General features: G+C 67.0%; 26 protein-coding genes. 11 read left to right on the top strand and 15 right to left on the bottom strand.

What is annotated here, in order from left to right; genetic code table 11:
- The first annotated feature begins 63 nt into the window (after window positions 1–63).
- From AC07O3_RS30700 to AC07O3_RS30685, 4 genes are read left to right on the top strand one after another with little or no spacing between them, the layout of a single operon-like run.
- Window positions 64–1,191 carry an aryl-sulfate sulfotransferase gene (locus AC07O3_RS30700; RefSeq protein ID WP_495341126.1) on the top strand — a complete coding sequence of 376 codons (1,128 nt, stop codon included), beginning with the start codon at window positions 64–66 and terminating at the stop codon, window positions 1,189–1,191.
- A complete protein-coding gene (locus AC07O3_RS30695; RefSeq protein WP_093076607.1) occupies window positions 1,188–2,153 on the top strand; it encodes an ABC transporter substrate-binding protein in 966 nt (321 codons plus the stop codon). The genes AC07O3_RS30700 and AC07O3_RS30695 overlap by 4 nt, the downstream gene beginning before the upstream one ends.
- Window positions 2,150–2,905 carry an ABC transporter ATP-binding protein gene (locus AC07O3_RS30690; RefSeq protein WP_093076609.1) on the top strand — a complete coding sequence of 252 codons (756 nt, stop codon included), beginning with the start codon at window positions 2,150–2,152 and terminating at the stop codon, window positions 2,903–2,905. The genes AC07O3_RS30695 and AC07O3_RS30690 overlap by 4 nt, the downstream gene beginning before the upstream one ends.
- Before the next feature lie 11 nt (window positions 2,906–2,916).
- The gene (locus tag AC07O3_RS30685) at window positions 2,917–3,726 is read left to right on the top strand and encodes an ABC transporter permease (protein ID WP_495341125.1); all 810 of its coding nucleotides are present in this window, start codon (window positions 2,917–2,919) and stop codon (window positions 3,724–3,726) included.
- A gap of 12 nt (window positions 3,727–3,738) precedes the next feature.
- On the opposite strand, the gene AC07O3_RS30680 is transcribed toward AC07O3_RS30685, so the two are convergent.
- From AC07O3_RS30680 to AC07O3_RS30670, 3 genes are read right to left on the bottom strand one after another with little or no spacing between them, the layout of a single operon-like run.
- Window positions 3,739–4,239, bottom strand: coding sequence for a BON domain-containing protein (locus AC07O3_RS30680; protein WP_495341124.1), 501 nt, complete (start codon window positions 4,237–4,239; stop codon window positions 3,739–3,741).
- A complete protein-coding gene (locus AC07O3_RS30675) occupies window positions 4,239–4,748 on the bottom strand; it encodes a flavin reductase family protein (protein WP_093057008.1) in 510 nt (169 codons plus the stop codon). Before AC07O3_RS30675 ends, AC07O3_RS30680 begins: the two co-directional genes overlap by 1 nt.
- A gap of 41 nt (window positions 4,749–4,789) precedes the next feature.
- Window positions 4,790–5,713 carry a LysR family transcriptional regulator gene (locus AC07O3_RS30670; protein ID WP_495341123.1) on the bottom strand — a complete coding sequence of 308 codons (924 nt, stop codon included), beginning with the start codon at window positions 5,711–5,713 and terminating at the stop codon, window positions 4,790–4,792.
- Between the two features lie 61 nt (window positions 5,714–5,774).
- Between AC07O3_RS30670 and AC07O3_RS30665 the strand changes: the two genes are divergently transcribed.
- Window positions 5,775–7,751, top strand: coding sequence for an alkyl/aryl-sulfatase (locus AC07O3_RS30665; protein ID WP_495341122.1), 1,977 nt, complete (start codon window positions 5,775–5,777; stop codon window positions 7,749–7,751).
- A gap of 270 nt (window positions 7,752–8,021) precedes the next feature.
- Here the strand turns inward: AC07O3_RS30665 and AC07O3_RS30660 are convergent, their stop codons facing one another.
- On the bottom strand, window positions 8,022–9,251 hold the full coding sequence (locus tag AC07O3_RS30660) for a nucleoside recognition domain-containing protein (RefSeq protein ID WP_093057005.1): 1,230 nt from the start codon (window positions 9,249–9,251) through the stop codon (window positions 8,022–8,024).
- Between the two features lie 72 nt (window positions 9,252–9,323).
- Here AC07O3_RS30660 and AC07O3_RS30655 point away from each other — a divergent pair, with 72 nt between their 5' ends.
- Together AC07O3_RS30655 and AC07O3_RS30650 are read left to right on the top strand one after the other, a co-directional pair.
- Window positions 9,324–10,904 (top strand): phospholipase D family protein, encoded by a 1,581-nt coding sequence (locus AC07O3_RS30655; protein WP_093057004.1) that lies wholly within the window; start codon window positions 9,324–9,326, stop codon window positions 10,902–10,904.
- Between the two features lie 105 nt (window positions 10,905–11,009).
- Window positions 11,010–12,170, top strand: a complete 1,161-nt coding sequence (locus AC07O3_RS30650; protein ID WP_093057003.1) for an ABC transporter substrate-binding protein — start codon at window positions 11,010–11,012, stop codon at window positions 12,168–12,170.
- Window positions 12,171–12,176: 6 nt separating this feature from the next.
- Here AC07O3_RS30650 and AC07O3_RS30645 read toward each other — a convergent pair whose 3' ends face one another.
- From AC07O3_RS30645 to AC07O3_RS30610, 8 genes are all read right to left on the bottom strand, one after another.
- Window positions 12,177–12,893 (bottom strand): ABC transporter ATP-binding protein, encoded by a 717-nt coding sequence (locus tag AC07O3_RS30645; RefSeq protein ID WP_354336403.1) that lies wholly within the window; start codon window positions 12,891–12,893, stop codon window positions 12,177–12,179.
- Window positions 12,886–13,662, bottom strand: coding sequence for an ABC transporter ATP-binding protein (locus tag AC07O3_RS30640; RefSeq protein WP_093057001.1), 777 nt, complete (start codon window positions 13,660–13,662; stop codon window positions 12,886–12,888). Before AC07O3_RS30640 ends, AC07O3_RS30645 begins: the two co-directional genes overlap by 8 nt.
- Window positions 13,659–14,621, bottom strand: a complete 963-nt coding sequence (locus AC07O3_RS30635) for a branched-chain amino acid ABC transporter permease (protein ID WP_093174868.1) — start codon at window positions 14,619–14,621, stop codon at window positions 13,659–13,661. Before AC07O3_RS30635 ends, AC07O3_RS30640 begins: the two co-directional genes overlap by 4 nt.
- Entirely contained in the window at window positions 14,618–15,478 is an 861-nt protein-coding gene (locus AC07O3_RS30630) for a branched-chain amino acid ABC transporter permease (protein ID WP_093076619.1), read from the bottom strand. Before AC07O3_RS30630 ends, AC07O3_RS30635 begins: the two co-directional genes overlap by 4 nt.
- Window positions 15,479–15,509: 31 nt before the next feature.
- Entirely contained in the window at window positions 15,510–16,700 is a 1,191-nt protein-coding gene (locus AC07O3_RS30625; RefSeq protein ID WP_093076621.1) for an ABC transporter substrate-binding protein, read from the bottom strand.
- Window positions 16,701–16,811: 111 nt separating this feature from the next.
- Window positions 16,812–17,135: a 2Fe-2S iron-sulfur cluster-binding protein gene (locus tag AC07O3_RS30620; protein ID WP_495341121.1), complete on the bottom strand. Its 324-nt coding sequence runs from the start codon at window positions 17,133–17,135 to the stop codon at window positions 16,812–16,814.
- 5 nt (window positions 17,136–17,140) lie between these two features.
- The gene (locus AC07O3_RS30615) at window positions 17,141–18,589 is read right to left on the bottom strand and encodes a glutamine synthetase family protein (protein ID WP_495341120.1); all 1,449 of its coding nucleotides are present in this window, start codon (window positions 18,587–18,589) and stop codon (window positions 17,141–17,143) included.
- A gap of 11 nt (window positions 18,590–18,600) precedes the next feature.
- Window positions 18,601–19,935 carry an aromatic ring-hydroxylating dioxygenase subunit alpha gene (locus AC07O3_RS30610; protein ID WP_495341119.1) on the bottom strand — a complete coding sequence of 445 codons (1,335 nt, stop codon included), beginning with the start codon at window positions 19,933–19,935 and terminating at the stop codon, window positions 18,601–18,603.
- A 262-nt stretch (window positions 19,936–20,197) separates the two neighbouring features.
- Between AC07O3_RS30610 and AC07O3_RS30605 the strand changes: the two genes are divergently transcribed.
- Together AC07O3_RS30605 and AC07O3_RS30600 are read left to right on the top strand one after the other, a co-directional pair.
- Window positions 20,198–20,932: a GntR family transcriptional regulator gene (locus AC07O3_RS30605; protein ID WP_495341118.1), complete on the top strand. Its 735-nt coding sequence runs from the start codon at window positions 20,198–20,200 to the stop codon at window positions 20,930–20,932.
- A gap of 92 nt (window positions 20,933–21,024) precedes the next feature.
- Window positions 21,025–21,642, top strand: a complete 618-nt coding sequence (locus AC07O3_RS30600) for a TetR/AcrR family transcriptional regulator (RefSeq protein ID WP_495341117.1) — start codon at window positions 21,025–21,027, stop codon at window positions 21,640–21,642.
- Here the strand turns inward: AC07O3_RS30600 and AC07O3_RS30595 are convergent.
- A complete protein-coding gene (locus AC07O3_RS30595) occupies window positions 21,639–23,138 on the bottom strand; it encodes an amidase (protein ID WP_495341116.1) in 1,500 nt (499 codons plus the stop codon). The genes AC07O3_RS30600 and AC07O3_RS30595 overlap by 4 nt on opposite strands.
- 99 nt (window positions 23,139–23,237) lie before the next feature.
- Complete coding sequence (locus AC07O3_RS30590) at window positions 23,238–24,044, bottom strand: metallophosphoesterase (protein WP_495341115.1); 807 nt, start codon at window positions 24,042–24,044, stop codon at window positions 23,238–23,240.
- Between the two features lie 80 nt (window positions 24,045–24,124).
- Here AC07O3_RS30590 and AC07O3_RS30585 point away from each other — a divergent pair, with 80 nt between their 5' ends.
- A complete protein-coding gene (locus AC07O3_RS30585; RefSeq protein WP_093056991.1) occupies window positions 24,125–24,343 on the top strand; it encodes a hypothetical protein in 219 nt (72 codons plus the stop codon).
- A gap of 10 nt (window positions 24,344–24,353) precedes the next feature.
- Here AC07O3_RS30585 and AC07O3_RS30580 read toward each other — a convergent pair whose 3' ends face one another.
- A complete protein-coding gene (locus tag AC07O3_RS30580; RefSeq protein ID WP_093056990.1) occupies window positions 24,354–25,334 on the bottom strand; it encodes a LysR family transcriptional regulator in 981 nt (326 codons plus the stop codon).
- 121 nt (window positions 25,335–25,455) lie between these two features.
- On the opposite strand from AC07O3_RS30580, the gene AC07O3_RS30575 reads away from it, so the two are divergent.
- Complete coding sequence (locus tag AC07O3_RS30575; protein WP_495341114.1) at window positions 25,456–25,998, top strand: hypothetical protein; 543 nt, start codon at window positions 25,456–25,458, stop codon at window positions 25,996–25,998.
- The last annotated feature ends 202 nt before the right edge of the window (window positions 25,999–26,200 follow it).

The raw sequence follows: 26,200 nt of genomic DNA, 5'->3' as shown, positions 1-26,200 counted from the left end.
TTTTCCTGACGGGCGATGCGGCCTAGATTCGCACTACTCTTCAAACTCCCGAGGTTCGCTTCCGTGACCACAACCACCGTCGACCAGATCACCCAGCGCCGCCGCGGCACCGGCCTGATCGCCCACGACCCGGCGCTCAGCGCCGGCGGCTACACCCTGATCGCGCCGCAGACCGATGACGGCAACGTCTACCTGATCGACATCGAGGGCCGCGTCGCGCACCAGTGGAAGATGCCGGTGCGCCCGGGCCGCGCGGCGGTGATCCTGAAGAACGGCAACCTCGGCTACAACGGCAACCACGCGAACTCGCCCGAGATCTACGGCGCCTGGTCGCTGTGGCACGGCGGCGATTTCTACGAGGCCACGCCAGAGGGCGAGATCGTCTGGCGCTTCGAAGATCCGACGCACCACCACGACGCCCGCTGGCTCGACAACGGCCACCTGCTGTACGCCGGCTGCGCGCCGGTGCCGGCCGGCTTTGCCGAGCGCGTGCCGGGCGGCACCGCCCACGGCCCCGGCGAGGCGATGTACGGCGACGTGATCCGCGAGGTCGACCGCGACGGCAAGCTGGTGTGGGAATGGAAGGCCTGGGAGCACCTGGCGCCGGAAGACTTCCCCATCCACCCCGGTTTCGGCCGCACCCACTGGCCGCTGGTGAACGGCCTGGACCTAACGCGCGAGGGGCTGGTGCTGATGAGCCTGCGCACCACCTCCGGCATCGTCGGCGTCGACAAGGCCACGGGAGGCGTAAAGCTGCACATTCCGCCGTCGGTGCTGTCGCACCAGCACGCGCCCGTCGCGCTGGCCAACGGCCACATTCTTGCTTTCGACAACGGCAACTTCCGCACCGGCAAGCATGTGGCGTTCTCGCGCGTTCTCGAAATCGACCCGGCCTCCAACGAGGTCGTGTGGCAATACGCGGACGAACTGGTCAACGCGTTCTACACCGCCTACATGGGCAGCGCGCAGCGCCTGCCCAACGGCAACACGCACGTCACCGAGTCGGCCACGGGGCGCCTGTTCGAGGTCACGCCGGCCGGCGAGGTGGTGTGGGAGTACGTGATTCCCTGGTTCGCCCAATACCCGGACGAGGCCGCGCGCAAGTACGTGCCCGGCCGGCAGAACAGCGTGTTCCAGACCTTCCGCTACACCGCGGCGCAACTTCCATGGCTCAAGGTTTCCGCATCATGATTTCTTCCGCCCTTCGCATTGCGTTCCCGTTGGCGCTGGCGGCGGTGCTGCCTCTTTCCGCGCAGGCTGCCGACGCTCCCAAGCCCGTGCGCATCCTCAGCAACTGGTTCGCCCAGCCCGACCAGGCCGGCTACTGGCAGGCCCAGCAGGACAAGCTCGGCAAGGAAGCCGGCATCGAGATCAGCGTGCTGCAGGGCGGCCCGAAGATCCAGACCATTCCGCAGGTGGCCTCGGGCCAGGCCGAGTTCGGCATCGGCAATGCCGACGACGTGCTGCTGGCCCGCCTGCGCGGCGCGCCGGTGCGTGCGGTGTTCGCGCACCTCGACTACGTGCCCTACACGCTGGTCTACCACGCCGACCCGGCCGTGAAGTCCATCGCCGACCTGCAGGGCCGCACCTTCGCGGTGAACATCGGCAACGCCTACTGGGAGTGGACGAAGAAGCAGTACAAGCTCACCGGCACGCGCGAGATCCCGGTGAGCGGCGACCTGAGCCTGTTCCGCAACGACCCGAAGATGGTGCAGCAGGGCTACTCGCTCTTCCTGCCCGCGCGCATGGCCGCGGCCGGCGTGCAGGTGCAGCAGGTCACGCTGGCGTCGCTGGGCTACCGGCCCTACGACGTGCTCTTCACCACCGACGACATGATCCGCAAGAACCCCGCGCTGGTGAAGGCCACCATCGCGGCGGTGCAGAAGGGCTGGGCCAACTACGTGCGCAACCCCTCGGGGCTGAAGCCGCTGATCACCGGCATGAACAAGCAGATGACGCCCGAGATCTACGACGCGGCCAACAAGGAAATGATCGAGACGCTGATCTCGCACGACCTTGGCCGCATCGGCTGCATGACCGACGCGCGCTGGAGCGAGCTTGCGGGGCAGCTGCGCAGCGTCAACTTCCTGCCGGCGAACTTCGACGCGAAGCAGGGCTACGACCGCACGCTGGTGCCGGGCTGCAACCCATGAGCGGCGCGGCCGTCGGGCTGGAGGGCGTGTCCAAGCGCTTCGACTCCGGGTTGCAGGCGCTGGGCACGGTCGACCTCGCGCTGCGCCCCGGCGAATTCGTCTCCATCGTCGGGCCCTCGGGCTGCGGCAAGTCGACGCTGCTGCGCATCATGGCGGGGCTCATCGCGCCGAGCACGGGCCGTTGCACGCGGCCCGACGGCATCGAGACCGCCTTCGTGTTCCAGGAAGCCGCGCTGCTGCCCTGGCGCACCGTGGAGCGCAACGCGCAGCTGCTGATGGAGCTCGAAGGCCATGCGCCCGCGAGCTACCGGGCGCGTGCGGCCGAGGCGCTGAAGCTGGTGGGGCTTGCGGGCTTCGAGAAGTCGTACCCGCACCAGCTTTCGGGCGGCATGCGCATGCGGCTGTCGCTGGCGCGCGCGCTGGCGTTGCGGCCGGGGCTGCTGCTGCTCGACGAGCCGCTTGCGGCGGTCGATGAGCTCACGCGCGACGTGCTGCAGGAAGAGCTCTCGTCGTTGTGGCGCCAGGCCGGCTTTACCGGCGTGCTGGTCACGCACAACGTGCATGAGGCGGTGTACCTGTCGAACCGGGTGGTGGTGATGTCGCCCCGGCCGGGGCGCATCCTCGATGTGATCGACGTGCCTTTCGAATTCCCGCGCGCGCCGGAGTTGCGCGCCAGCGCCGGCTTTGCGGCGCTTACGGGACAGGTGACGGCGGTGCTGCGTGCGCAGCACCATGCGCAAGCCGTGGCTTGAGGGAGATGGCGATGACCCGATCCGATTCTTCTTCTTCGGCCGCCGCCTTCGTGCGCAACGCCGCCCCCGTGCTGGTCGTCGCGCTGCTCGCCATCGGCCTGTGGTGGCTGCTGAGCGCTACCGTCTACGAAGGCAAGGGCTATCTGCTGCCGTCGCCGCAGGAAGTGGCGGCAGCCACGGCCGAGAACGCCGCAGTGCTCGCGGGCGCGACGCTCTCTACGCTGAAGGAGGCGCTGCTGGGCTATGCGCTGGCCATCTTCCTCGGCATCGCGGGTGCGGCAGTGCTGGCGCAGTCGCGGCTGCTGGAGCGCAGCCTGTATCCGTACGCGGTGCTGTTGCAGACCGTGCCGGTGGTGGCGATCGCGCCACTCATCGTGCTCTGGTTCGGCTACAACGAGCTGTCGGTGGTGATCGTCAGCTTCATCATGTCGCTGTTCCCCATCATCAACAACACGATGCTTGGCCTGCGCTCGACCTCGCGCAATCTTGCGGAGCTGTTCGCGCTGCACCGCGCGAGCGGGCTGGTGTCGTTCTGGAAGCTGCGGTTGCCGGGTGCGCTGCCGCACATCTTCGCGGGACTGCGCATCTCGGCAGGGTTGTCGGTGATCGGCGCCATCGTGGGCGAATTCATCATCGGCTCGGGCAATGCCGAAGGCGGGCTGGGCGTGCAGATCGTGTTCGCGCAGGGGCGCATGTACACCGCACTGCTGTTCGCGGAGGTGATCGCGGCGACGCTGCTGGGCTTTCTGTTCTTCCTGGTGGTGAGCGCGATCGGCCGGCTGCTGCTGCGGCACTGGCACGAATCGGCATTGGGAAGCTGAGTGCCAGGGGCCTTATTTCGCGGCCAGCGGGTAGGGCGGCTTGCCCCGCGCGCCCACCATCAGGTCGGGCACCACCGTCTCGACATCGGGCAATGCACGCGCCGCGCGTTCCAGCTTCTTCGCCAGCGCCGCGTTCGGCACGCAGCCCTGCAGGTACACCCAGCGGCGCTGGATCATGACCCACACGCTGCCCTTGTTCACTCCGGGCACCGCCAGCAGCGCGGCGCGCACCTTGGGCGCGAGGGGCTTGTCGTAGCGGTAGGCGTTGCTGTCGGTGCATTTGCCGGCCAGCCAGCAGCTGGTGCCGCGCTCCAGCCGCGAATGGGTCTGCATGCGGCGCTCTTCGGCGGTGTAGAACGGCCCCTCGGGCATGGCGCAGGCCGGCAGGCCCGCGGACACCTGGAAGAACGGGTCGTCGAACCAGTTCTGCTTGAGCGGCCCGCTCGCTTCCTGCGCCATGCCGGTCTGTGCGGCAAGCAACAAGACAGACGACAGGAGCGCAGGGCGGTTCATTACAAGGGATGCTCGGTGTAGAAGCGCCCGCCGTGGAACAGCAGCGGCGAGGCGCCCGCGTCGTGCGTGCAGCGCTCCACCTCGCCCACGAAGATCACGTGGTCGCCTTCGTCATAGCGGCTGCGGTTGAAGCACTCGAAGCTGGCCGCCGCGCCTACCAGCACCGGCGCACCGCCGAGGCCCTCGGTGAAGGCCACGTCGGCCCAGCGGTCGATGTTCTTGGTGGCGAAGCGCTCGGCCAGCGCCTTCTGGTTGGCCGCCAGGATGTTCACCGTGTAGTGCGAGCCGGTGCTCAGTGCGGGCATCGAGCCGGCCGCGCGTGCAAGGCTCCACAGCACCAGCGGCGGTGCCAGCGACACCGAGTTGAACGAGTTGGCGGTGAGGCCGACCAGCGTGCCGTCGGCCGCGCGCGCAGTGACCACGGTGACGCCGGTGGCGAACATGCCGAGCGATTCACGAAACTCGTCGGTCGAAAAGGAGGGCGGCTGGGCCCGGCGGGGAGTGGTCACGAAAGAGGCTGGGCGGTGGTCGGCAGGAGGGCCATTTTGGCTCAGCGCCCGGCGGGCTGCCTGACCGGGCCCATCAACTCTGTCACCAGGCGGGTATAGACGGTGGCGGCGGCCGAGGGCGTTCGGCCCGCGAGCGTCACCAGGCTGTAGTGCGTCTGCATGCGGGCAAAGCCGGCCACCGGCAGTGGCACGAGGGCGTTGGTGTCGGTGTTCAGGGCCGGCGCGTGGGGCGCGAGGATGACCGCGTTGGCGGTCAGGGCCAGGTGGCGCAGGGTGCCGGCGTCGTCGCAGGTGACGTTGAACACGCCGCGGTCGTCGCGCTGGATCTGGCTGTCGAAATACGCAGCCACCTCGGCGGGGAGGTTGGGGCCGGCCACGGGATAGCGCATGGCTTTTTCCAGCGTTACCTGCTTCAGCCGGCGCAGCGGGTGCTTCGGCTGCACGAAGAACGAGACCGGCAGGTCGGGCAGCCGGGCAAGCTTGAGGCCGGGCTGCTTCTTCAGGTCGCGCGTGTCGGCGATGAACAGGTCGAGCTGGCGCCGGTGCAGGCGCTCGCTGAGCGTGGCGGTGTCGGCCACTTCCATGCGCATCAGGAGTTGCGGATGGCGCTGCGTCATCAGCGACAGGGCCATGCGCCCGAGCGTGCTCGCGGCGAAGGGACCGAGCCCCACGGCGAGGCTGCCGATGGCCAGGCCTTCGAGCTGCAGCACGTCGCGCTGGATCTGCTGCGCATCGGCCAGCAGTTCGCGGGCACGCGCCAGCACGAGCTCGCCGGCTTGCGTGAAGCGCACGGTGCCATAGGCCCGGTCGATCAGGCGCGCCTGCAGGTTGTCTTCCAGGGTGTCGATGCTGCGCGAGAGCGCGGGCTGCGACAGGTGCACGGCCTGCGCTGCGCGGCCGAAGCTGCCCTGCTCGGCAAGGGCAACAAGATGCTGGAGCTGGCGCAACTGCATTTTGCGTTTCACTTAAAAAGGAAGCGCGTATTTTGCATTTGCCAATGCTTCTGCCGCTTCGGAGAATTGCCGGATGACCCCTTCTTCCTTCTCCACAGCTGCATTCGTCGCACTGGCTTGCGCGCTCGGCGCCCCGTCGATCTCCGCGCAGATCGCGCCCAAGGCGCCCGAGCCTTCCACGCTGCAAGCCAACGCCGACATGGCGAAGACGCTGCCTTTCGCCAACCGGCAGGACTTCGAGGACGCGATGCGCGGCTTCGTCGGCACCGTGCCCGATGCGCTGGTGCCCGGCAGCGGCACGCGGCCGGTGTGGAGCATGAAGCCCTACGACTTCCTGAAGGCAAACGAAGCGGCCGACACCGTCAACCCGAGCCTGTGGCGCCAGGCGCAGCTCAATGCGATCCATGGCCTCTTCAAGGTGACCGACCGCGTCTACCAGGTGCGCGGCTTCGACATCGCCAACATGACCATCGTGGAAGGCGACAGCTCGCTGATCGTCATCGACCCGCTGCTGGCCGCCGAAACCGCGCGCGCCGCGCTTGCCCTGTACTACCAGCACCGCCCGCACAAGCCGGTGGGCACGGTGATCTACACGCACGGCCATGCCGATCACTTCGGCGGCGTGAAGGGCGTGATCGACGAGGCCGACGTGAAGGCCGGCAAGGTGCAGGTGCTCGCGCCCTCGGGCTTCATGGAAACGGCCGTGGCCGAGAACATCCTCGCGGGCAATGCGATGAGCCGGCGCTCGCAGTACCAGTTCGGCACGCTGCTGCCGCCGGGCGCGCGCGGGCAGGTCGACACGGGCCTGGGCAAGGCGCTGGCGCGCGGCACCATTTCGCTGATTGCGCCCACGGCCACAATCGACAAGCCGACCGAAGAGTGCACCATCGACGGCGTGCAGTTCGTCTTCAAGCTCGTGCCGGGCTCGGAGGCGCCGTCGGAAATGATCATGTACCTGCCGCAGTTCCGCGTGCTGAACATGGCGGAGGACGTGACGCACAACATGCACAACCTCTACACCATCCGCGGCGCGGAGGTGCGCGACGGCAACCTGTGGTCGAAGTACATCGACGAGGCGCGCGTGGCCTTCGGCGACAAGACAGACGTGCTCATCGCCCAGCACCACTGGCCCACCTTCGGGGGCGAGCGCATCGTCGATCTGCTGAAGAAGCAGCGCGACATGTACAAGTTCATCAACGACCAGTCGCTGCGCTTGCTCAACCAGGGCTACACGTCGGCCGACATCGCAGAAACGCTGCGCATGCCCGCGAGCCTGGAGCAGGAGTGGTCCGCGCGCGGCTACTACGGCACGTTGCGGCACAACGCCAAGGCCGTGTACCAGAAGTACCTGGGCTGGTACGACGCCAACCCCGCCAACCTGAACCCGCTGCCGCCGGTGGCCTATGCGAAGAAGACGGTCGAGTACATGGGCGGCGCAGACGCGGTGCTGGCGCGTGCGCGCGAAGACTTCAAGAAGGGCGAGTTCCGCTGGGTGGCCAGCGCGATGAGCCAGCTGGTGTACGCAGACCCGGCCAACCGCGCGGCCCGCGAGCTGGGCGCCGATGCGCTCGAGCAGATGGGCTACCAGTCGGAGGCCGGCACCTGGCGCAGCGCGTATCTGGTGGGTGCGATGGAGCTGCGCAATGGCGTGCCGAAGATTCCGGGCGGCAACAGCTCCAACGCCGACACGCTGAAGGCGGTGAGCAACGACCTGTTCTTCGACTTCCTCGGCGTGCGGCTCGATGCGGCCAAAGCCGAGGGCAAGAAGATGGTCATCAACTGGAACTTCACCGATTCGAACCAGCAGTTCGTGCTGACGCTGGAGAACTCCGCGCTCACGCACATCGCCGGTCAGCAGCCGGGAGCCGATGCCACGGTCACGCTGAGCCGCGCCACGCTCGATGCAGTCACGCTGAAGGAGACGAGCTTTCCTGCTGCGGTGCTGGCGGGCAAGGTGAAGATCGATGGTGACCGGGCGAAGCTGGGTGAACTGCTGTCGATGCTCGATACCTTCGAGCCGATGTTTCCTGTTGTCGAGCCGCGGAAGTGAGGGTTCGGGGGGTGTGCGAATGGCACCGGGTACTCCCCTCCGCGAATGTCCCCCGGCCTGCGGCCTCCTCCTTTATTTCGCTGCGGGGAGCACCCGGTGCCATTCGCACATGGACGCAGCGCTCATGCCGACCTATCAACAAGTGCTCTGAACGATCACGTCGATGGGGTGCCTTGCGCAGCGAAATAAAGGAGGAGGCCGCAGGCCGGAGGACATTCGCGGAGCAAGGTACCCCGTCGGCGTGATCGCGCCCCGAAACAACGCCGAGTCCTAGCCAAAGAACCAATAGCAGACCGCGACAGCCGCCACAACACCGGCCAGCTCTGCCAGCAACGCGCAGGCCACCGCATGCCGCGCTCTCTGGATGCCAACGGCGCCGAAATACACGGCCAGCACGTAGAAGGTGGTTTCGGTGCTGCCCTGGATGGTGGCGGCCACCAGCGCGGGAAAGCTGTCGACGCCCTGGCTCTTCATGGTCTCGATCAGCATCGCGCGCGCCGCGCTGCCCGAGAAGGGCTTGACCAGCGCGGTGGGCATGGCGTCGACGAAACGAGCGTCGAAGCCGCCGGCGTTCACCAGCCAGCGCAGGCCGTTCAACGCGAAGTCGAGCGCGCCCGAAGCGCGCAGTACGCCGACCGCGCACAGCATCGCGACGAGGTACGGCAGCAGGTTCTTCGCGATGTCGAAGCCTTCCTTCGCGCCTTCGATGAAACACTCGTACACCTTGATGCGGCGTATCGCCCCGGCCAGCAGGAACACGACGATCACGCCGAATAGCGTGAGGTTGCCCAGCAGCGAAGACAGCGACGCAATGGCCGCCGCCGACAGCGTGCCCAGCAGCGCCATGAAGCCGCCCAGCAGCAGCGCGCCCGGCAGCAGGTAGGCCAGCACCACCGGGTCCCACAGCCGCAGGCGCTGCGCCACCGCCACCGAGAGCAGCCCGACCAGCGTCGAGGCACTGGTAGCCAGCAGGATCGGCAAAAACACCAGCGTCGGGTCGCCCGCGCCCTGTTGTGCGCGGTACATGAAGATGGTGACCGGCAGCAAGGTCAGCGACGAGGCATTAAGTACCAGGAAGAGGATCTGCGCGTTGGTGGCCGTCACCGGGTCGGGGTTCAGCCGCTGCAGTTCGCGCATCGCCTTCAGGCCGATGGGCGTGGCGGCGTTGTCCAGCCCCAGCGCGTTGGCCGCGAAGTTCATCGTGATGAGCCCGAGCGCCGGATGCCCCGCCGGCACGCCCGGCATGAGCCGCCGGAACAGCGGCCCCAGCAGCCGTGCGAGCCAGCCGACCAGCCCCGCGGCCTCGGCGATGCGCAAAAAGCCCAGCCACAGCGTGAGCGTGCCGAACAGCAGCACCATCACCTCGACCGCCAGCCGCGCCATCGCGAACAGGCTCTCGACCAGCGCCGCGAACACGGTCGGGTCGCCGCCGATGAGCCACCGCCCCAGCGCCGCCAGTGCCGCCACCCCGAAGAAACCAAGCCACAAGCCGTTGAGCACGCTTCTTTTCCTTTTGTTTCGCTTCGATGATAGGGCCGCCATCCGGGCTCGCCGCGAGCTACAGTTCGGGCCATGCGCGCCCTCATCGTCCGTCGTTTTGCCGCCTGCCTGAGCGTCCTGGCGGCCATTTGGCTCACCGGCTGCGTCAGCCTGCCGCCGCCCGAGCCGAAGGCGAACGTCACGGCGTTCACCGACGTGGCGCAGACAGAACTGGGGCAACTGGCGGCCAAGGGCGCGCCGGGCGATTCCACCGCGCTGTCGGGCTTCCGGCTGCTGCCCGAGGCGGCGTTTGCCTTCGACGCCCGCATCTCGCTTGCGCGGCATGCCGAGAAGTCGCTCGACGTGCAGTACTACCTGGTGCAGCGCGACGACATCGGCCTGCTGTTCCTGCGCGAACTGCGCGAGGCCGCGGCGCGTGGCGTGCGGGTGCGCCTGCTGGTGGACGACCTCTACACCGGCGGCGAGGACGAGCTGTTCGGCACGCTCGCGGCCTTTCCCAATGTGGAGGTGCGGCTGTTCAACCCGCTGCCTTCGCGCGCCAGTTCGCTCGGCACGCGGCTGCTCATGTCGCTGACCGACTTCGGCCGCATCAACCACCGCATGCACAACAAGCTGCTGGTGGCCGACAACAGCTTTGCCGTGTCGGGCGGCCGCAACATCGGCAACGAGTACTTCATGCGCAGCACGGCCGCGAACTTCATCGACATGGACGTGATTTCCAGCGGCCCGGTCGTGCGGCAGATGTCCGAAGGCTTCGACCGCTACTGGAACAGCTCGCACGCATGGCCCATCGAGCGCATCGCGCCCCTGCGCGGCATGACGCGCGAGGCGGCGCAGCGGCGCTTCGACGAAATTGCGCGCACGGCCGTGCCCGACGTGCCCATTCGCCCGCGCGACGTGCTCAACAAGTCACCCGTGGGCGAGCAGCTCATCACCGGCAAGCTCGACCGCTACTGGGCGCCGGCCACGCTGTTCATCGACGACCCCGACAAGATCACGCGCAAGGCCGACGAGGCCTATATCGGCAGCGTGACCGAAGGCGCGCTCAGCGTGATCAACGCGACGCGGCGCGAGGTCGTCATTGCCTCGCCGTACTTCATTCCGGGCCCCAAGGGCCTGGAGGAAATGCGGGCGTGCATCGCCAAGGGCGGGCGCATCACGGTCGTGACCAACTCGCTGGGCGCGACAGACGAGCCGCTGGCCTATGCGGGCTACGAGCGCTACCGCGCCGACATGCTGAAGATCGGCGTCACCATCTTCGAGATCGCGCCCACCCTAAGCGGCAGCTCGGGCCGCTTCGGCGACTTCGGCAAGTCGATCAGCCGGCTGCACGCCAAGCTGGCAATCGTCGACAACGAGCGCTTCTTCGTCGGCTCGATGAACCTCGACCACCGCTCGGCCGCCGTCAACACCGAGATCGGCCTGGTCATCGACAGTCCCGAGCTGGTGCAGGACTACAACAAGCTCATGTCGGGCGAGCGCGTGAACCTCGGCTACCGGCTGCGGCTCGGGCCCAACGGCCGGCGCGTGCAATGGCTGGAGTACGACGACGCCGGCGGCGACATCGTCCACGAGGACGAGCCCGGCGAATTCCTCTGGCTGCGCTTCAAGAACTGGCTGCTGTTGCCCATCGTGGGCGAAGAGCTGCTTTAGCGAAGTAGCTGCCGCTGTCATCTCAGGTGGAGAGTGGGTGCGTTACATTCCTTGAAAGAATGTGAATTTTTGTCACTAACGCATTACCTCCTGGAGACTTCGACCATGACCGTTCCCGTGCCGCGCGAGTCGATTGCGCCGCTTTCCACCAGCCGTCGGCGTGCGCTGACCGGGCTGGCCGCAGCAACCGCCGCCGCGGGCCTGGGTTTTCCGGCGCTTGCGCAGAACCGGCCGGTGCGCATCGGCACCACCTTCGACAACAGCAGCGTCGAGAAGGCCAACGGGCAGGGGCTGTTCCAGGGTTCGAGCGCGTTCTTCAATGCGCTGAACAAGGCGGGTGGCATCAACGGCACCAAGGTCGAGCTCGTGATGGCCGACGACACCTTCAAGCCCGACGTGGCCAAGGCCAACGCGCTGGCCTTCGAGAAAGACAGCTCCGTGCTCGCGCTGCTGCACCCGCTGGGCACGCGCCAGACAGCCGAGGTGATGGACGCTGTGCCCGGCATGGCCGTGGTCGGCCCGATCACCGGCACGATCGCGCTGCGCAAGAAGGCTTCGCCCAACACCTTCTGGGTGCGCGCCAACTACGACCAGGAAGTCGACAAGCTCGTGAGCACCGCCGCCGTGCTGGGCCAGAGCCGCATCGGCCTCGTGCATTCGAACGACCCGCTGGGGCAGTCGGTGCTGGCGGCCTTCAAGAATGCGCTGGCCAAGGCCAAGCTGGAGCCGGCGGTGATCGCGACCACGCCCAACACCACCAGCATGGAAGTGGGCCCCGCCGCCGAAGCGATCGCCAAGGCCAAGCCGCAGGTGGTGGTGGTCGGGCTGGCCGGCACGGCGCCGGTGTTCCTGAAGGCACTGCGCGAGGCGGGCAACAGCAGCTCGGCCTATGGCCTGTCGATCACGGCCAGCGCGCTGTCGGCCATGGGCGACCTGGCCAAGGGCCTGGGCTTCGTGATCGTGGTGCCGTCGCCGTACTCGACCAAGTTCGAGATCGTGCGCCGCTATCAGGCCGACATGGTGGCCAACGGCGTCAAGGACTTCTCGCTCACGAGCCTGGAGGGCTATCTGAACGCCGCAGTGCTGGCTGAAGGCATGCGCCGTGCCGGTGGTTCGCTCACGCGTGCGTCGGTGATGTCGGGGCTGGCGAGCATCGAGAACTTCGACCTGGGTGGGGTGAAGATCAACTACGGTCGGACCAACCGCGAAGGCGGGCAGTTCGTGGACGTGGCCGTCATCGGCAGCCGCGGGCAGATGCTGAGCTGAACGCCGTCAGGCTTGCTCGGCGATTCCCACGCCGAGCAAGCCTTCGAGCAGATTCCTGTCTGCCGCGAGTTCCGCGCTCGGCCCCGCATGCACCACGGTGCCGCGCTCCAGCACGATCGCCTTGTGCGTCATCTCCAACGCGAGCACCGGATGCTGCTCGACCACGATCGACGCCAGTCCTTCCGACTCGCACAGCCGGCGGATCGCTGCAGCCAGTTCTTCCACGATGATCGGCGCGAGGCCTTCCATCGGCTCGTCGAGCAGCAGCAGCTTGGGGTTGGTCATCAGCGCGCGGCCGATGGCGAGCATCTGCTGTTCGCCGCCGGAGAGCTGGTTGCCGTAGTTGCCGCGCCGCTCGCGCAGGCGCGGGAAGAAGTCGTAGACGCGCTTCAGGTTCCAGCCGCCGAGCCGCGATATCACCGTGAGGTTTTCTTCGACGGTGAGCGATGGGAACACCTCGCGCTCCTGCGGCACCCAGCCCAGCCCCGCGCGGACGCGCTGGTGCGAGGGCCAACGCGTGATGTCGGCGCCTTGCCAGCGGATTGAGCCCTGCATCACGCGGGTGTTGCCCATCAGCGTTTCGAGCAGCGTGGTCTTGCCCACGCCGTTGCGCCCGAGGATGGCGAGGCTCTCGCCCTGCTTTAGCGAAAAGCCGAGTCGGTCGAGCACGACTGCATTGCCGTAGCCGGCGGTGACCTGATCGAAGGCGAGTGCTTCAGGCATGGTGGTGATGGCGGGGTGAACTTCCGAGATAGACCTCGCGTACGCGCGGGTCGGCGCCGATTTCCGAAGGCGTTCCCTCGGTCAGGATGCGTCCGCCCACCAGCACCGAGATGCGGCGCGAGAAGCGGAAGACGAGCTTCATGTCGTGCTCGATGAACAGCACGCTGATGTCGGGCGGCAGCGCAGCGATGGCCTCGAACAGCTCGCCGCTCTCGTCCTCCGGCACGCCGGCAGCGGGTTCGTCGAGCAGCAGGATGCGGGGCTTGGCCGCGAGTGCGAGCGCGATCTCCAGCAGCCGCTGCTTGCCATAGGCCAGCTCGGCCACGGGCACGTCGGCGAGGCTGTCGAGCCGGAGCGTGCCGAGCAGCGCATGCGCCTCGTCGAACACCGCCGTGCAGCCCTTGAGCGGCCGCCACCAAGTGGCACCCAGCCCTTCGCGCTCGCTGATTGCCAGCACGACCGACAACAGCGGCGTGAGGCTGGGGAACAGCGTGTTGATCTGGAAGGTGCGCGCCAGGCCCATGCGCGCGCGCTTGTCGCCAGGCAGGCGGGTGATGTCGCGATCGCCCATGTGGATGCTGCCGCTGGTGGGCTTGAACACGCCGGTGAGCAGGTTGATGAGCGTGGTCTTGCCCGCGCCGTTGGGGCCGATCAGCGCCTGCCGCGCGCCGGGTTCGAGCGAGAGGTTCACATCGCTCACGGCCTGGAAGGCGCCGAAGCGGATGCCCAGGCCGTGTGTGCGCAGCGTGTGCGTGGTGGTGGAACTCATCGCGCCTTCCCTATGCGAACGAAACGCGAGAGCGCACCCATGATGCCGCCGCGGCCCAGCATGACGGCCGCAATAAGGAAGATGCCGAGCCAGAACATCCAGTACTGCGGGTTCATGTCCGCGAACCAGTCGTGCACCAGCATGTAGACGATGGCGCCGATCATTCCGCCGTACAGCCGCCCTGTACCACCCAGCACCAGGATGATGAGTACCTCTGCCGAGCGGTTGAAGCCGATCGACTCGATGCCGACGAACTGCGTGGTCTGCGCCAGCAGCGCGCCCGCCACGCCGGCCACCGCGGCCGAGAAGGCGTATGCCATGCGCAGCCGCGCCTCCACCGGCGAGCCGATGGCCGTCATGCGCTTGCGGCTGTCGTGAATGCCGCGCAGCGCCAGGCCGAAGGGCGAGCGCAGCACGAGCCGCACGAGCAGGAACATCGCGAGCACCACGCCGAAGGCATAGCCGAATGCGGTCTTGCCGTAGAGGTCGAAGTCGAAGAGACCGAGCACCGGCGCGATGACCACGCCCTGCAGCCCGTCGGTGCCGCCGGTGATGCCCGAGAGCCGGTTGACCAACTCGTACAGCAGCACGCACACGCCGATGGTGATCATCAGCCGCGTGAGGTCGGCGCCGCGCACCACGAGGTAGCTCAATACATAGCCGAGCACGCCGCACACTGCGAGTGCGAACAGCAAGCCGGTGAAGGGCTCGCTCCAGCCGTACTTGGCCAGCAATCCGGCCGCGTAGGCGCCCGCGCCGAAGAAGGCCGCGTGGCCCACCGTGAGGATGCCCGCGTAGCCCAGCGCCATGTCGAGCGACACGGCGAACAGGCCGAAGATCATGATCTGGCTCATCAGCGTGAGCTTGTCGGGCAGCAGGAAGAAGCTCGACGCGAGTGCCAGCCAGAAAGCGATTTCGGCGATGCGCAGGTGCGCGGGAGAAAGATGCAGGGCTTTCATGCGAGCCCCTTCTTCGCAACGATGCCGTTTGGCCGCACCAGCAGCATGACGATCATGAAAACGTAGATGAGAAAGGCGCCCGCTTCCGGCAGGTAGTACTTGCCCGCCACGTCCACGATGCCGACCAGCAGCGCCGCAATGAACGGCCCGGTGACGGTGCCCGCACCGCCCACGCACACCACCATCAGGAAGTAGACGAGGTACTTGAGCGGGAACGACGGCTCCAGCCCCAGCATGCCCAGGCTCAGCGCACCGCCGAGGCCCGCGAGGCCGCAGCCGAGAGAGAAGGTCAGGAAGAACAGCCGCTGCACGTTGATGCCGGTGCCGCCCGCCACGCGCTGGTTGTCGACCGCCGCGCGCACCATCGCGCCGTAGCGGGTCTTGCCCAGGCCCAGCAGCAGCGCGGCCAGCACCGCCACGCCGCAGACGATCAGGAACAGGCGGTAGCGGCCCACTTCGAGGCCCAGCAGCGACATCTGCCCGTCGAGCGCCGGCGGCAGCGTGAAGGGCTGCATCGTCGGGCCGAAGAAATACGTGAAGGCGGCGATCGACACGAACACCACGCCGATCGACAGCAGCACCTGGTCGAGCGGATGCGCGCGGTACAGCCGACGGTAGAACACGAACTCCAGCACCGCGCCCGCGACGGCAGCCGCCACGAAGGCCGCCGCCAGCGAGAGGCCGAAGCCCAGGCCGAAGTGGTTCATCAGCACGCTCGCGGCGTAGCCGCCCACCATCGCGAAACTGCCGTGCGCGAGGTTGACGAAATTCATGAGCCCCATCGTGATGGACAAGCCCACGCCGATGAGAAACAGGAGCATGCCGTAGGCCACTCCATCGAAGATCACGATGCCCATGAATTTCCTGCTGGCTGACGAACTGGCTGGCTTACTTGGCTGCGGCTTCCTTGGCCGGGTCCTTCACGCGGTCGAACTTGTCGAACTCGACGTTCACCAGCTGGCCGTTCACGCGCTCGGTCTTGCGGATGTAGACGGTCTGCACGATGTCGCGCGTGGCGGGGTCGATCTCGATGGGGCCGCGCGGGCTCTCGAAGCTCAGGCCCTTCAGCGCCTCCATGAACTTGTCGCCGCTGGCGTCGCCCTTGGTCTTGGCCAGTGCGAGGTCGATGGCGGCCATGGCGTCGTAGGCGGTCACGGCGAAGTAGCTCGGGCGCAGCTTGGCGCCGTTGTCGGCGGCGAAGTCTTTGACGAACTTCTGGTTCTTGGGCGAGGGGTGCGCGAACGAGTAGTGGTGGCTGGTGACCAGGCCCAGCGCCACGTCGCCGGTGGCGTCGAGGTAGCTGTCGTCGGTGGCTTCACCCGTGGCGTAGAGCTTGATGCCGGCCTGCTCCATGCCGCGTTCCTTCCACACCTTCAAAAAGGCCGGCGGCATCACGCCCGAGGGGAAGAAGAAGAACACGGCCTGGGGCTTGGCGTCCTTGATGCGCTGCACGTAGGCCGAGAAGTCGGGGTTGTTCATCGGCGTGCGCACTTCGCCCGAGACCTTGCCGCCGCCGGCGGTGAAGGTTTTCTTGAACGCGGTTTCGGCATCGACGCCCGAGGCGTAGTCGGCGACCACGGTGTAGGCGTCCTTGATGCCTTCCTTGAGCATGTAGCGCGCCATCGGGTCCGTTACCTGCTGCACGGTGAACGACAGGCGCGCCACGTAGGGCGAGCTGGTGGTGATGGCCGACGATGCCGCGTTCATCACGATCGTCGGAATCTTCGCCTGCGTGGCGATGGCGCCCACGGCGTACGCGTTGGGGCTGAAGTCCAGGCCGGTGAGCACGTTCACCTTGTCGCGCACGATGAGTTCCTGCGCGATGCGCTTGGCAGCGTCGGGCGCGGGGCCTGCGGTGTCCTTCTTGATGATCTCGACCGTGCGGCCGCCCACCTTGCCGCCGTGCTCCTTCAGGTAGAGCGCGATGCCGGCGTCGAACTGGCGGCCGTAGTCGGCGTACGGGCCCGAGTAGGTGGCGATGAGGCCGATGCGCAGCGGCTCGTCGGCGGCGTGCGCCGTGGCGCCCAGCAGGCCGAGGCCGGCGAGCAGCAGGGTCGAGAGGATGGTTCTCTTGGTCATCGTTGGGTTCACGGAAAACGCCTTTCAGGTGGAGTGGATGCGCCACGTCGGGCGCCGCTGTCATGTAACCGAATATGCAAACAAAGCGGGCGATGATGCCCGAGCCGTCCTTCAAATCTGGGTATCGGGCACGCGGACCCTGAGGCCATCGAAGGCTGCGGTCACGCTGAGCTGGCAGCTCAGGCGCGAGCCGGGCCTGCGCTCGGACGCGACGGCGTCGAGCAGCGCGCTCTCCATGTCGTCGGGCGGCGGCAGCAGGTCGATGAAGGCGTTGTCCACGTAGACGTGGCAGGTGGCGCAGGAACAGCAGCCGCCGCACTCGGCGTCGATGCCGCGCACGTTGCCGCGAATGGCGGTCTCCATCACGCTGGCGCCGACCTTGGCGTCGACTTCGCGGGTGGTACCGTCCTTGAGGATGTAGTGGATCGTGGGCATGGTTTTCAGAACATGTCGAAGTACTCGCGGTGTTCCCACTCCGAGACTTCGAGGTTGAAGCGGGCGATTTCCGCTTCCTTGATGTGGCAGAGGTAGTCGATGAAGACTTTGCTCATCTGCATGTTGAGCATCTCGTCCTTGCGCAGGCAGGCGAGGGCGTCGCTCAGAGAGCGAGGTAGTTGCTCTGCCGGTGTTTCGTACGGCGCATCGGCCGAAGGACCGGGGTCGGTCTTGTTGCGGATGCCGTCGAGCCCCGAGAACAATTGCGATGCGAGGTACAGGTACGGGTTGGCCGTCGGCTCGCCCACGCGGTTCTCGATGCGCGAGGCGCTTTGCCCCACGCCGCCGAGCACGCGCAGCATCGCGCCGCGGTTGTCCTTGGCCCAGATCGCTCGGTCGGGCGCGAGAGAGAAGGGGCGGTAGCGGCGGTAGCCGTTGATGGTGGGGCTTGCCAGTGCCGCGGCGCCGCAGGCATGCGCCTTGAGGCCACCGAGGTAATGCATGCCGATCTCGCTGAGGGTCTGGCCCTCGGCTTCGGGCATGAACGCGTTGACGCCGTCGCTCTTGCGGCGCAGCGACTGGTGCAGGTGCCAGCCGCTGGACATCACGTTCGGAATCTTCGGGCGGCACATGAAAGTGGCGTGCAGCCCGGCGCGCTGGCAGATCTGCTTGATGGCGCTGCGCAGCAGCACCATGGTGTCGGCCGGCATCACGCCGGCGGTGGGGCCGAAGGTCAGCTCGAACTGGCTCGGGCCGAATTCGATTTCGAGCGATCGCAGCGGCAGGCCGAGCGCGATGAGGTTCGAGCGCAGCAGTTCCATCAGCCCGTCGACGCGGTCGTAGCGCAGCTCGGTGAGGTACTGGTGGCCGTGCGACAGCAGCGACACGCGCGGCGGTTCGCCGGGCTGGCCCGAATCGGCCAGGCCCATGCGCGCGTCGTCGAGCTTGAAGACGTGGAACTCCACCTCGAGGCCGGCGATGAAGTCCAGCCCCAGCTCGTCGAGCTGGCGCACCGCGCGCTGCAGGATCTGCCGCGTGGCAAAGGGGCAGGGCTTGCCGTCGGCCATGTAGGCGTCGCACATCACCCAGCCGGTGCGCGGCGACCACGGCAGCACCTTGAAGGTGGCGGGGTCGGCCACGATGGTGAAGTCGGCGCCGCCCTGCAGGCCTTCGATGGCGAAGCCGCCGCCTTGCGTGAACACCGGGAACACGGTCTTGTGCGAGGTGTCCTTGGCGAGCAGCGTGGAGGTGAGGTTCACGCCTTCCCACAGGGCAGAGCGCGCCTCGGTGGCAACGAGCGTCTTGCCGCGCAGGATGCCGTGCTGGTCGGGCCAGGCGAAGCGCACGAGGTCGACCTCGCCGCTGTCGATGCGGCGCACCAGCTCCCTGGCTTGCGCGTGCTGGTCGTCGGACCAGAGGCCGAAGCGGTCGACGAATGTGTGGCTGCTGCTCATGGCGTGCGTGCTCAGGCGGCGAGCCGTGCGGAGGCCCAGTCGGACTTCAGGCGGCGCGCGCGGTCGGCGTCCTGCCAGTAGGCCTCGGTGGCTGCCTCGTCGCTGACGTTGCGGCCGATGCCGTCGATGGAGGGCGGGCCGGTCATTGCGCTGGCCTGTGCGGCGTCGATGAGCATCGGCGCACTCTCGCCGGCCAGCGTGGCTTCGATGGCCTTCACCAGCACGCGGCGGTAGGCAATGATGCCCTTGTCGGTGCTGCCCAGGTGCTCGCGCGTGCGGTCCTGGATGGCGCCTTGCGACTCCACCGCCCACTGGTCGTGCACGTTGATGTCGTCGCCCATGCCGGTGTAGGTTTCGGTCAGCTGCTCTTCGATGCTGTAGCCGTAGTTGTTGCGCTTGTTCTTGCGCGAGGTGTAGTCGGGCAGCTCGTAGAGCTTCAGGCGCTGGTCGCGCATCTGCCGCTTGTCGACCGGGCCGGTGAAGCTGGTGAAGATGGCGTACCAGTAGCAGTGCGTGTCGTCCACCGGCACGTGCCATTGCGAGATGGTCATCTCCGCGCTCATCGGGATCACGAAAGCCTGCGGGAACACCACGTTGGTCACGCGCACGTGGGTGGTGTCTTCGGACAGCTTGCGCAGCGCCTTCAGGCGGAAGCCGTAGTCGGTGGGCTCCACGCTGATGTCGGGACGGTCGTACTCGCGCAGCACCTTGGTGATGGGCATGTCGGAGTCGGCCGACGCGCCGCGGAACTGTTTGCCGTAGCTCCCGGAGGTGTCTTCGTCCTCGAAGAAGCGGTGCAGGTACGAGGCGTGTGCCGGGTCGATGCCCACTTCGAGCGCCTGCAGCCAGTTGCATTCGAACAGGCCCTTGAACGCGAAGGTGTGGCTGTCGGGCGCGACGAAGCAGTCGAACTCGGGGAAGGCGGGCGGCTCGCCCTCGCCGATGAACGCGAAGACGACGCCGCTTTTCTCGACCACCGGATAGGCCGACTGCTTGATGCGGCTGCACAGCTTGCTGGTGGCGGGCTCGGCGGGGGTTTCGAGGCAATTGCCCTTGGCGTCGAACAGCCAGCCGTGGAAGGCGCAGCGCAGGCCGCCGTTTTCGAGCCGGCCGAAGGCGAGGTCGGCGCCTCGGTGCGGGCAGTCGCGGTCGAGCATGCCGAGCTGGCCGTTCTCGTCACGGAACAGGACGAAGTCCTGCCCCATGAGCTTCACGGGCTTGACCGGGCGCGGGCCCGCAAGTTCGTCGGCCAGGGCCACCGGCTGCCAGTAGCGGCGCAGCAGCTTGCCGGCGGGCGCGCCGGGTCCGACGCGGGTGATGAAATCGTTCTGCTCTGCGCTGATCATCGTGCGGGCTCCATCGTGGGGACTGTGGAAAGAGGCTTGCAGTCATTGCATGCAACTGTATGCATTGTCTTGGTGATCCTCGATCCGGGTCAAACTTTCATCTGCGATTTCGCCCCGATTCGGGGCTTGAAGAGGCAAAAATCAGGGTAAACGCTGAGCTGCTCGTTAGTTTTCGACACTTGTTGTGGCGCAATGCATGCAACAACCGAGCCAAGCTAAATATGCTGCGTGCAGTGTCGGGCTCGTCTCCTAGAATCCGCCGATGGACTCCCAACAATCCCGCGTGCTCGTGCAACTGCGCGACATGATCCTCAAGGGCGAATTCGTGCCCGGAGAGCGGCTGGCCGAGATCCCGCTCGCCGAGAAGCTCGAAGCCTCGCGCACCCCGGTGCGGCTCGCGCTGGCCAGTCTGGAGCACGAAGGGCTGATCGAGCAATCGCCCAGCGGCGGCTACCAGATGCGCCGCTTCACCTCGCAGGAAGTGGCCGACGCCATCCGCGTGCGCGGCGTGATCGAAGGCTTCGCCGCGCGCCTGTTGGCCGAAGACGGTGCATCGCGCCAGCTGCTGCGCGACCTGAAAGAGTGCCTGGAAGACGGCGACCGCGCCGTGAACAAGCCCAGCATGGAGATCGACGACTACGCGGCCTACGTCGAAATGAACGACCGCTTCCACAAGCTGATCGTCGAAGGCTGCGGCAATCTCGCGCTCAAGCGGGTGATGGACATGCTGGGCGGCCAGCCCTTTGCTGCCCCGAGCGCGATGCTGCCGATGCAGTCGTCGATGGAAGAGGGCCAGCAATGGATGCGGCAGGCGCACCGCACGCATCACGCGATCGTGCAGGCCATCGAGCGCGGGCAAGGGGCGCGGGCGCAGGCGCTGGGCGAGGAGCACGTCGAGATCGCGCGCATGAACCTCGACTACGCGCTGGAGCGCCCGGAACTGGCGGCCGAGCTGATGCCAGGCATCCGCCTGGTGTCCAAGGGCAGGGGCGCCTGAGATCGGGCAAACCGGCGGGTCTGTATAAGACTGGCTGGTATTTCGGCATCCATGCCGTTTGCTCGGCGACGGGCGAGACTAGAATTTCCGGCATGAGTGCCACCGCCCCCGCCAAGACCTCGTTCAAGGAACAGATGCTGCAGGCCCGCGAGGAGGCCATCGTGCAGACCGCGAACCGCCTGCTCGCCGAGAAGGGCTTCGAATCGATGACGGTCGACGAGGTGGCCGCAACGGTCGGCATCGCCAAGGCCAGCCTCTACAAGCACTTTCCCAGCAAGGAGGACCTGGCCGCCGCAGCGATGGTGCGCATCATGCAGCGCACGCTGGATTTCCTTGCCGCGGTGCCGGCCGAGGACAAGACCGTCGACAAGCTGCGCGCCGTGGTGCGCTGGGCCATGCAGATGCAGCTGGCCGGCGAGATGCCTTCGCTGCCGCACCAGAACTCGAGCCTGCGCGCCGCGCTGATGAACAACCGGGGATATCTCGACCGCCTGGTCACCATCAGCGACCAGCTCGGCGGCTGGATCCAGGCGGCGCAGGCCGACGGCTCGCTCAACCCGAAGCTGCCGGCGATTGCCGTGCTCTACACGTTGTTCGCACGCGCCTGTGATCCGGTGCTCGGTTTCCTGAAGGCCGGCGGGCTGCAGACAGACGAGCAGATCGTCGAGCTTGTGCTCGCAACCTGCTTCGACGGCCTGGCCGCGCGCTAGCTGCTGAGCGCGCGCCGCGGCGTCACCACGGCTTCCACCGCCGCGCCCACCGCGAGCAGCCGGTGATCGGTGTTGCCGATGCTGGCCACCATCAGCCCGACCGGCGCCGTGCCCGCGTCGTGGCAGGGCACCGAGAGCGCGCAGCCGTCGAACAGGTTCACCACCGAGGGGTTGCGCAGCATGCGGCCGTTGATGCGGTAGTAGGTGTCGTCGTCCTTCAGAACCTCGGCGATCGGCGGAGCGATATCGGGCGTGGTGGGCGTCAGCATCGCGTCGTAGCCCACGGCGGCCGTGTTGATCGAACGGATGAACTGGCGGCGCAGCGCCTGCAGCTGCAGATAGTCAGGCGCGGTGATGGTTTCGCCGGTCTTGATGCGGGCCAGCACGCGCGGGTCGTACTTGGCGGCACCTGTCTTGATGAAGTCGCGGTGCCAGGTGAAGGCTTCGGCGGCGGTGATCATGCCGCGCGGGTTGATGGTCGGCGCCTTCGCGAACTCGGTCATCGGCAGTTCGGTGACCGTGGCGCCGGCGGCCGAGAGCTTGGCCAGCGCCGACGCGAATGCCGCGGCCACGGGCGGCGACAGATCGTCCTGGAAGAAGGTCTTGGGCACCGCGAAGCGCAGGCCGCGCAGCGGAAGCACACGCAGCGGGCGCTGCAGTTCGGCGGCCAGCACGGCGTCGAGCAGGGCGCAGTCTTCTACCGTCCAGGCCATCGGGCCGGCCGAATCGAAGGAGGTCGACAGCGGCATCACGCCGTCGAGCGGAATGCGCCGCTGCGTCGGCTTGAAGCCCACCAACCCGTTGAGCGCCGCCGGGATGCGCAGCGATCCGCCGGTGTCCGTGCCGATGGCGCCGGCCGCCATGCCGTCGGTCACCGAGATCGCGCCGCCCGAGGTCGAGCCGCCCGGGATGCGGCCTGTTGCGCGGTCGTAGACGTTTTTCGGCGTGCCGTAGTGCGGGTTGACGCCCAGACCGGTGTAGGCGAACTCGACCGTGTTGGTGCGCCCGATGATGATCGCGCCGGCGCGTCGCAGCCGCTCGACCACGAGGGCATCGCGCGCCGCCGGCGGCTGGCCGGCCAGCACCATCGAGCCGCCGAGCGTGGTGATGCCGGCTTCGTCGAACAGGTCCTTCAGGGAGATCGGGATGCCGGCGATCGGCGAGGCGGCCGGGCGGCCGCTCTTGCGCTCGGCGTCGAGCCGTGCCGCGGTGGCGCGGGCCGAATCGGCGTGCACGCGGATGAAGGTGCGCGCGCCTTCGCCCGCGGGGTTCTGGATGGCGGCCAGTGCTTCTTCTACTAGTTGGCTGCTGCTGAGGGTGCCGGCGGCGAGGCGGCGCGACATTTCGGCTATCGACAGCTGGCCCATGGCCCTGCCGGCGGTTTCGTTCGGTCCCTGGGCGAAGGCCCGGGGCCACAAGGAGAGCAATCCAGTGGCCGCGGCGGCGCCGGCGGTCTGCTGCAGGAAGTTGCGTCGTTGTTGTTGCTGTTGCGTCATGGCGCTCTCCTCCATCGGTGAGATGGGCTCGGCCAGTCTACACAGCCGTGGTGGCGAACGCGTTGCTGGCCGTTACCGTCTGCGCGACGGTGCGGCCGGTCAGCGCACGTCGATAAGCAACTGGGGCTTGTAGCCTTCCTGTTCGCCGTTGCGTGCGTAGCCCAGCGGGTTGGCCACCACGCGGCAGCCGTTCTTCACATAGTCGGACGGACAGTGCAGGTGGCCGTGCAGCCACAGCTTCGCATGGGGCAGCAACTCGTCGAGCGCATTGCAGAAGCCGGCCGTGCCGGGTGTCAGGCCGTAACGCGGGTCAGCACTTTCGAGGCTCGGCGCAAAGTGGGTGATGGCCACCGTGGTGCCGTCGAAAGGTTCGGCCAGCGCCTGGGTGAGCCAGGCCTGGCAGGCCAGCGCCTGGTCGCGCAGCTGCGCGGCGAGGAAGAGTTCGCCGTTACGCATGGTGGCTGCTTTTTCAAGATAGAAATCGGCCGCGCGCATGGCCTTGCCACGTTTCTTGAGCGCCTCGGCCAGGCTGTCGGTGGGTTCGGCCAGTGCGTCGAAGTCGGCCCACAGCGTGGTGCCCGCGAAGCGGATGCCGTCGATTACCCGGGTTTCGCGCTCCAGCCAGAGGATGTCGAGTTCTTCGCAGAGCGTGCGCAGGCGGTCGTGGGTCTCGTCGAAGTCGACGTTGTCGTACTCGTGGTTGCCCGGCACGTAGACAACCGGCACTGGCCAGCCGTTGCGGGGCGAAAAGCGGCCCAGACCGAAATCGGTATCGGTCAGGCGGGAGCCTTGTTGGTAGGAGCCGATGTCGCCCGCCAGGATCAGCATGTCGGCGCCCGGCACGGGCTCGGCATGGAAGCGGGGATGGGACTCCAGATGCAGGTCGGAGAGCAGTTGCAGCTTCATCGTCGGGCCAGTCTAGGTGAATTGCCCCATGCGTGAAGTGCATAAGGTTTGGCTTGATTAACTAGGGATAACCCTTATTCTTGAAACATCAACCACTCCAGCGCAGCCACGAGCCGCGCACCGTCATGTTCAGCCTCATTGCCCAAGTGGCCCGTTTCTTCCGTTCTTCCAGCGCCAATGCTCCGGCCAGCCACGCCGCAGCGCTGATGGAAAGCGCCGATATGCGCGCCGGCCGCGGAGCCCACCACGCGCAGGAACTGCGCGCCGCAGCCAGCGCCTGGCTCAGCGTCGTCCGCTAAGCGAACCCGGTCAGCCGGGCACTTTCTGCCCGAGGACCGATCCGGCGAAAGCCGCGGCTGCCGAGCGCAACAGCGCATTGCGCAGCCACTCGTGCGAATGCCCATGCTGGGCGCGCCGATGCCAGATGGCATCCACGTGCACCGGCGGCTGGTCGAAGGGCAGGTCGCGCAGCACCAATTGATCGTCGATGCCGGTCACCGTCACGAAGTGACGGGGCAGCACGGTCAGCAGGTCTGAATTGGCGACCACCCGGCCGGCCGTGAAGAACTGGTTCACCGTCACCACGATGCGCCGCTCGCGCCCCAAGGCGCCCAGCGTCTGGTCGATGAAGCCGTAGGGCCTCCCCGAAAAACTCACCAGCAGGTGTCGCGCTGCGCAGTAGTCATCGAGCGTGAGGGGTGCGCTCGCAAGCGGATGGCCGCGCCGCATCACGCATACATACTGACCCAGGTAGAGCCGCTGGGTCTCGAACGGCACCCCTACCCCAGATTGCCCGCGCGCCGCGAGGCTGGCGATCACCGCCGGGAAATAGCCGACGGCCATGTCGACCTCTTCCAGCTCCAGCATGCGGCGCGGATCGCGTGTGGTCAGCGGCAGCACGCGCAACGAAATGGCGGGCGCTTCCTTTTCGGCGATCTGCACCAGGCCCGGGATGAGTTCGGCTGCGGTGGCGTCGGCCATCGCTAATAGGAAGGTGGTGTCGGCGGTGCCTGCATCGAACTCGCCGGGAGCCAGTGTGTGCTGCAGCTGGCGCAGGGCATCGCGCACGGTCGGCCAGAGGGCCAGCGCCCGTGGCGTGGGCTCCACGCCGGCGCCGGAGCGCCGCACCAGCTCGTCCCCCAGTACTTCACGTAAGCGCCGCAGCGCATTGCTTACCGCCGGTTGCGTGATCGAGAGGTTGCGGGCGGCGCGCGTGAGGTTGCGCTCCGCCATCACCTCGTCGAAGACGCGAAGCAGGTTGAGGTCGAGTGTGCGAAAGTTGACATCCATCAGTCTTATGAATGATAAACATCAGAAAGATAAAGTGGACGAACACTGGGGTAATCCCTAATATCACTACATCGGCCTTGTTCGCCACCACTGATTACCACTGTCCCAGGAGGGATGCATCATGACTAGCTTCGTTCACGTTGACCAACCTACTGTCCACCCCGGCGTGCGTCGCGCCGAAGTCCTGTTCGGCCAGATCCAGGCCGCCCGCGCCGGTGCCAATGGCGCCCGTCCGCTCGTTGCTCTGCTGATCGTCGCCATCGCGGCGGCCGTGCTGGTGGTGACTGACTCGCTCGTTTCCAACTGGAACGAAGGCGGTCTACTCGCTGCCTGGACTGTGTTCTGCGTCGCAGCCATCGCCTTGTTTGCGCTGTTCGCAGGCTCGGTGCGCCAAAGCAGCATCGCCGGTGCCTGGCGCGCTGCAGCCGAACGCCGTGCCGCTGCCCGCGCCGACGCCCGCTTCCTGGAAACCGCGAAGAGCGACCCGCGCGTGATGCAAGAGCTGCAGGCTGCGATGTGGCGCCAGCAATCGGAAGGCACGTTGCCTGCCGCTGAGGCTGCCAAGATCGACGCGCTGGCCCGCATGAGCACCCGTTCGCAGGAAGTGCGCATGCCCACGCTCTATGAAGCGATGCGCCGCATGAACAGCTCGCGCTATTACTAAGTAGCAACTTGCTGTATGTAAGAAAGCCGCCCTCGGGCGGCTTTCTTTATGGGGGAGCGTAGTCTTCGAGGAGGTGCCTCGGAACTTGGGCGAAAAAAGTTCTTGGAGGTTGATGGCACCTCCAAATCTGTCATATACTCGTGGGCTTCGCTGATGAATGCCACTGGTGTTCGAGGCAGTTGGTGCTTCTTCTGGGGTGTTG

This window comes from Variovorax sp. GW821-FHT09D05, from assembly GCF_059416325.1.
This window is presented reverse-complemented; position numbering and strand designations above follow the sequence as displayed.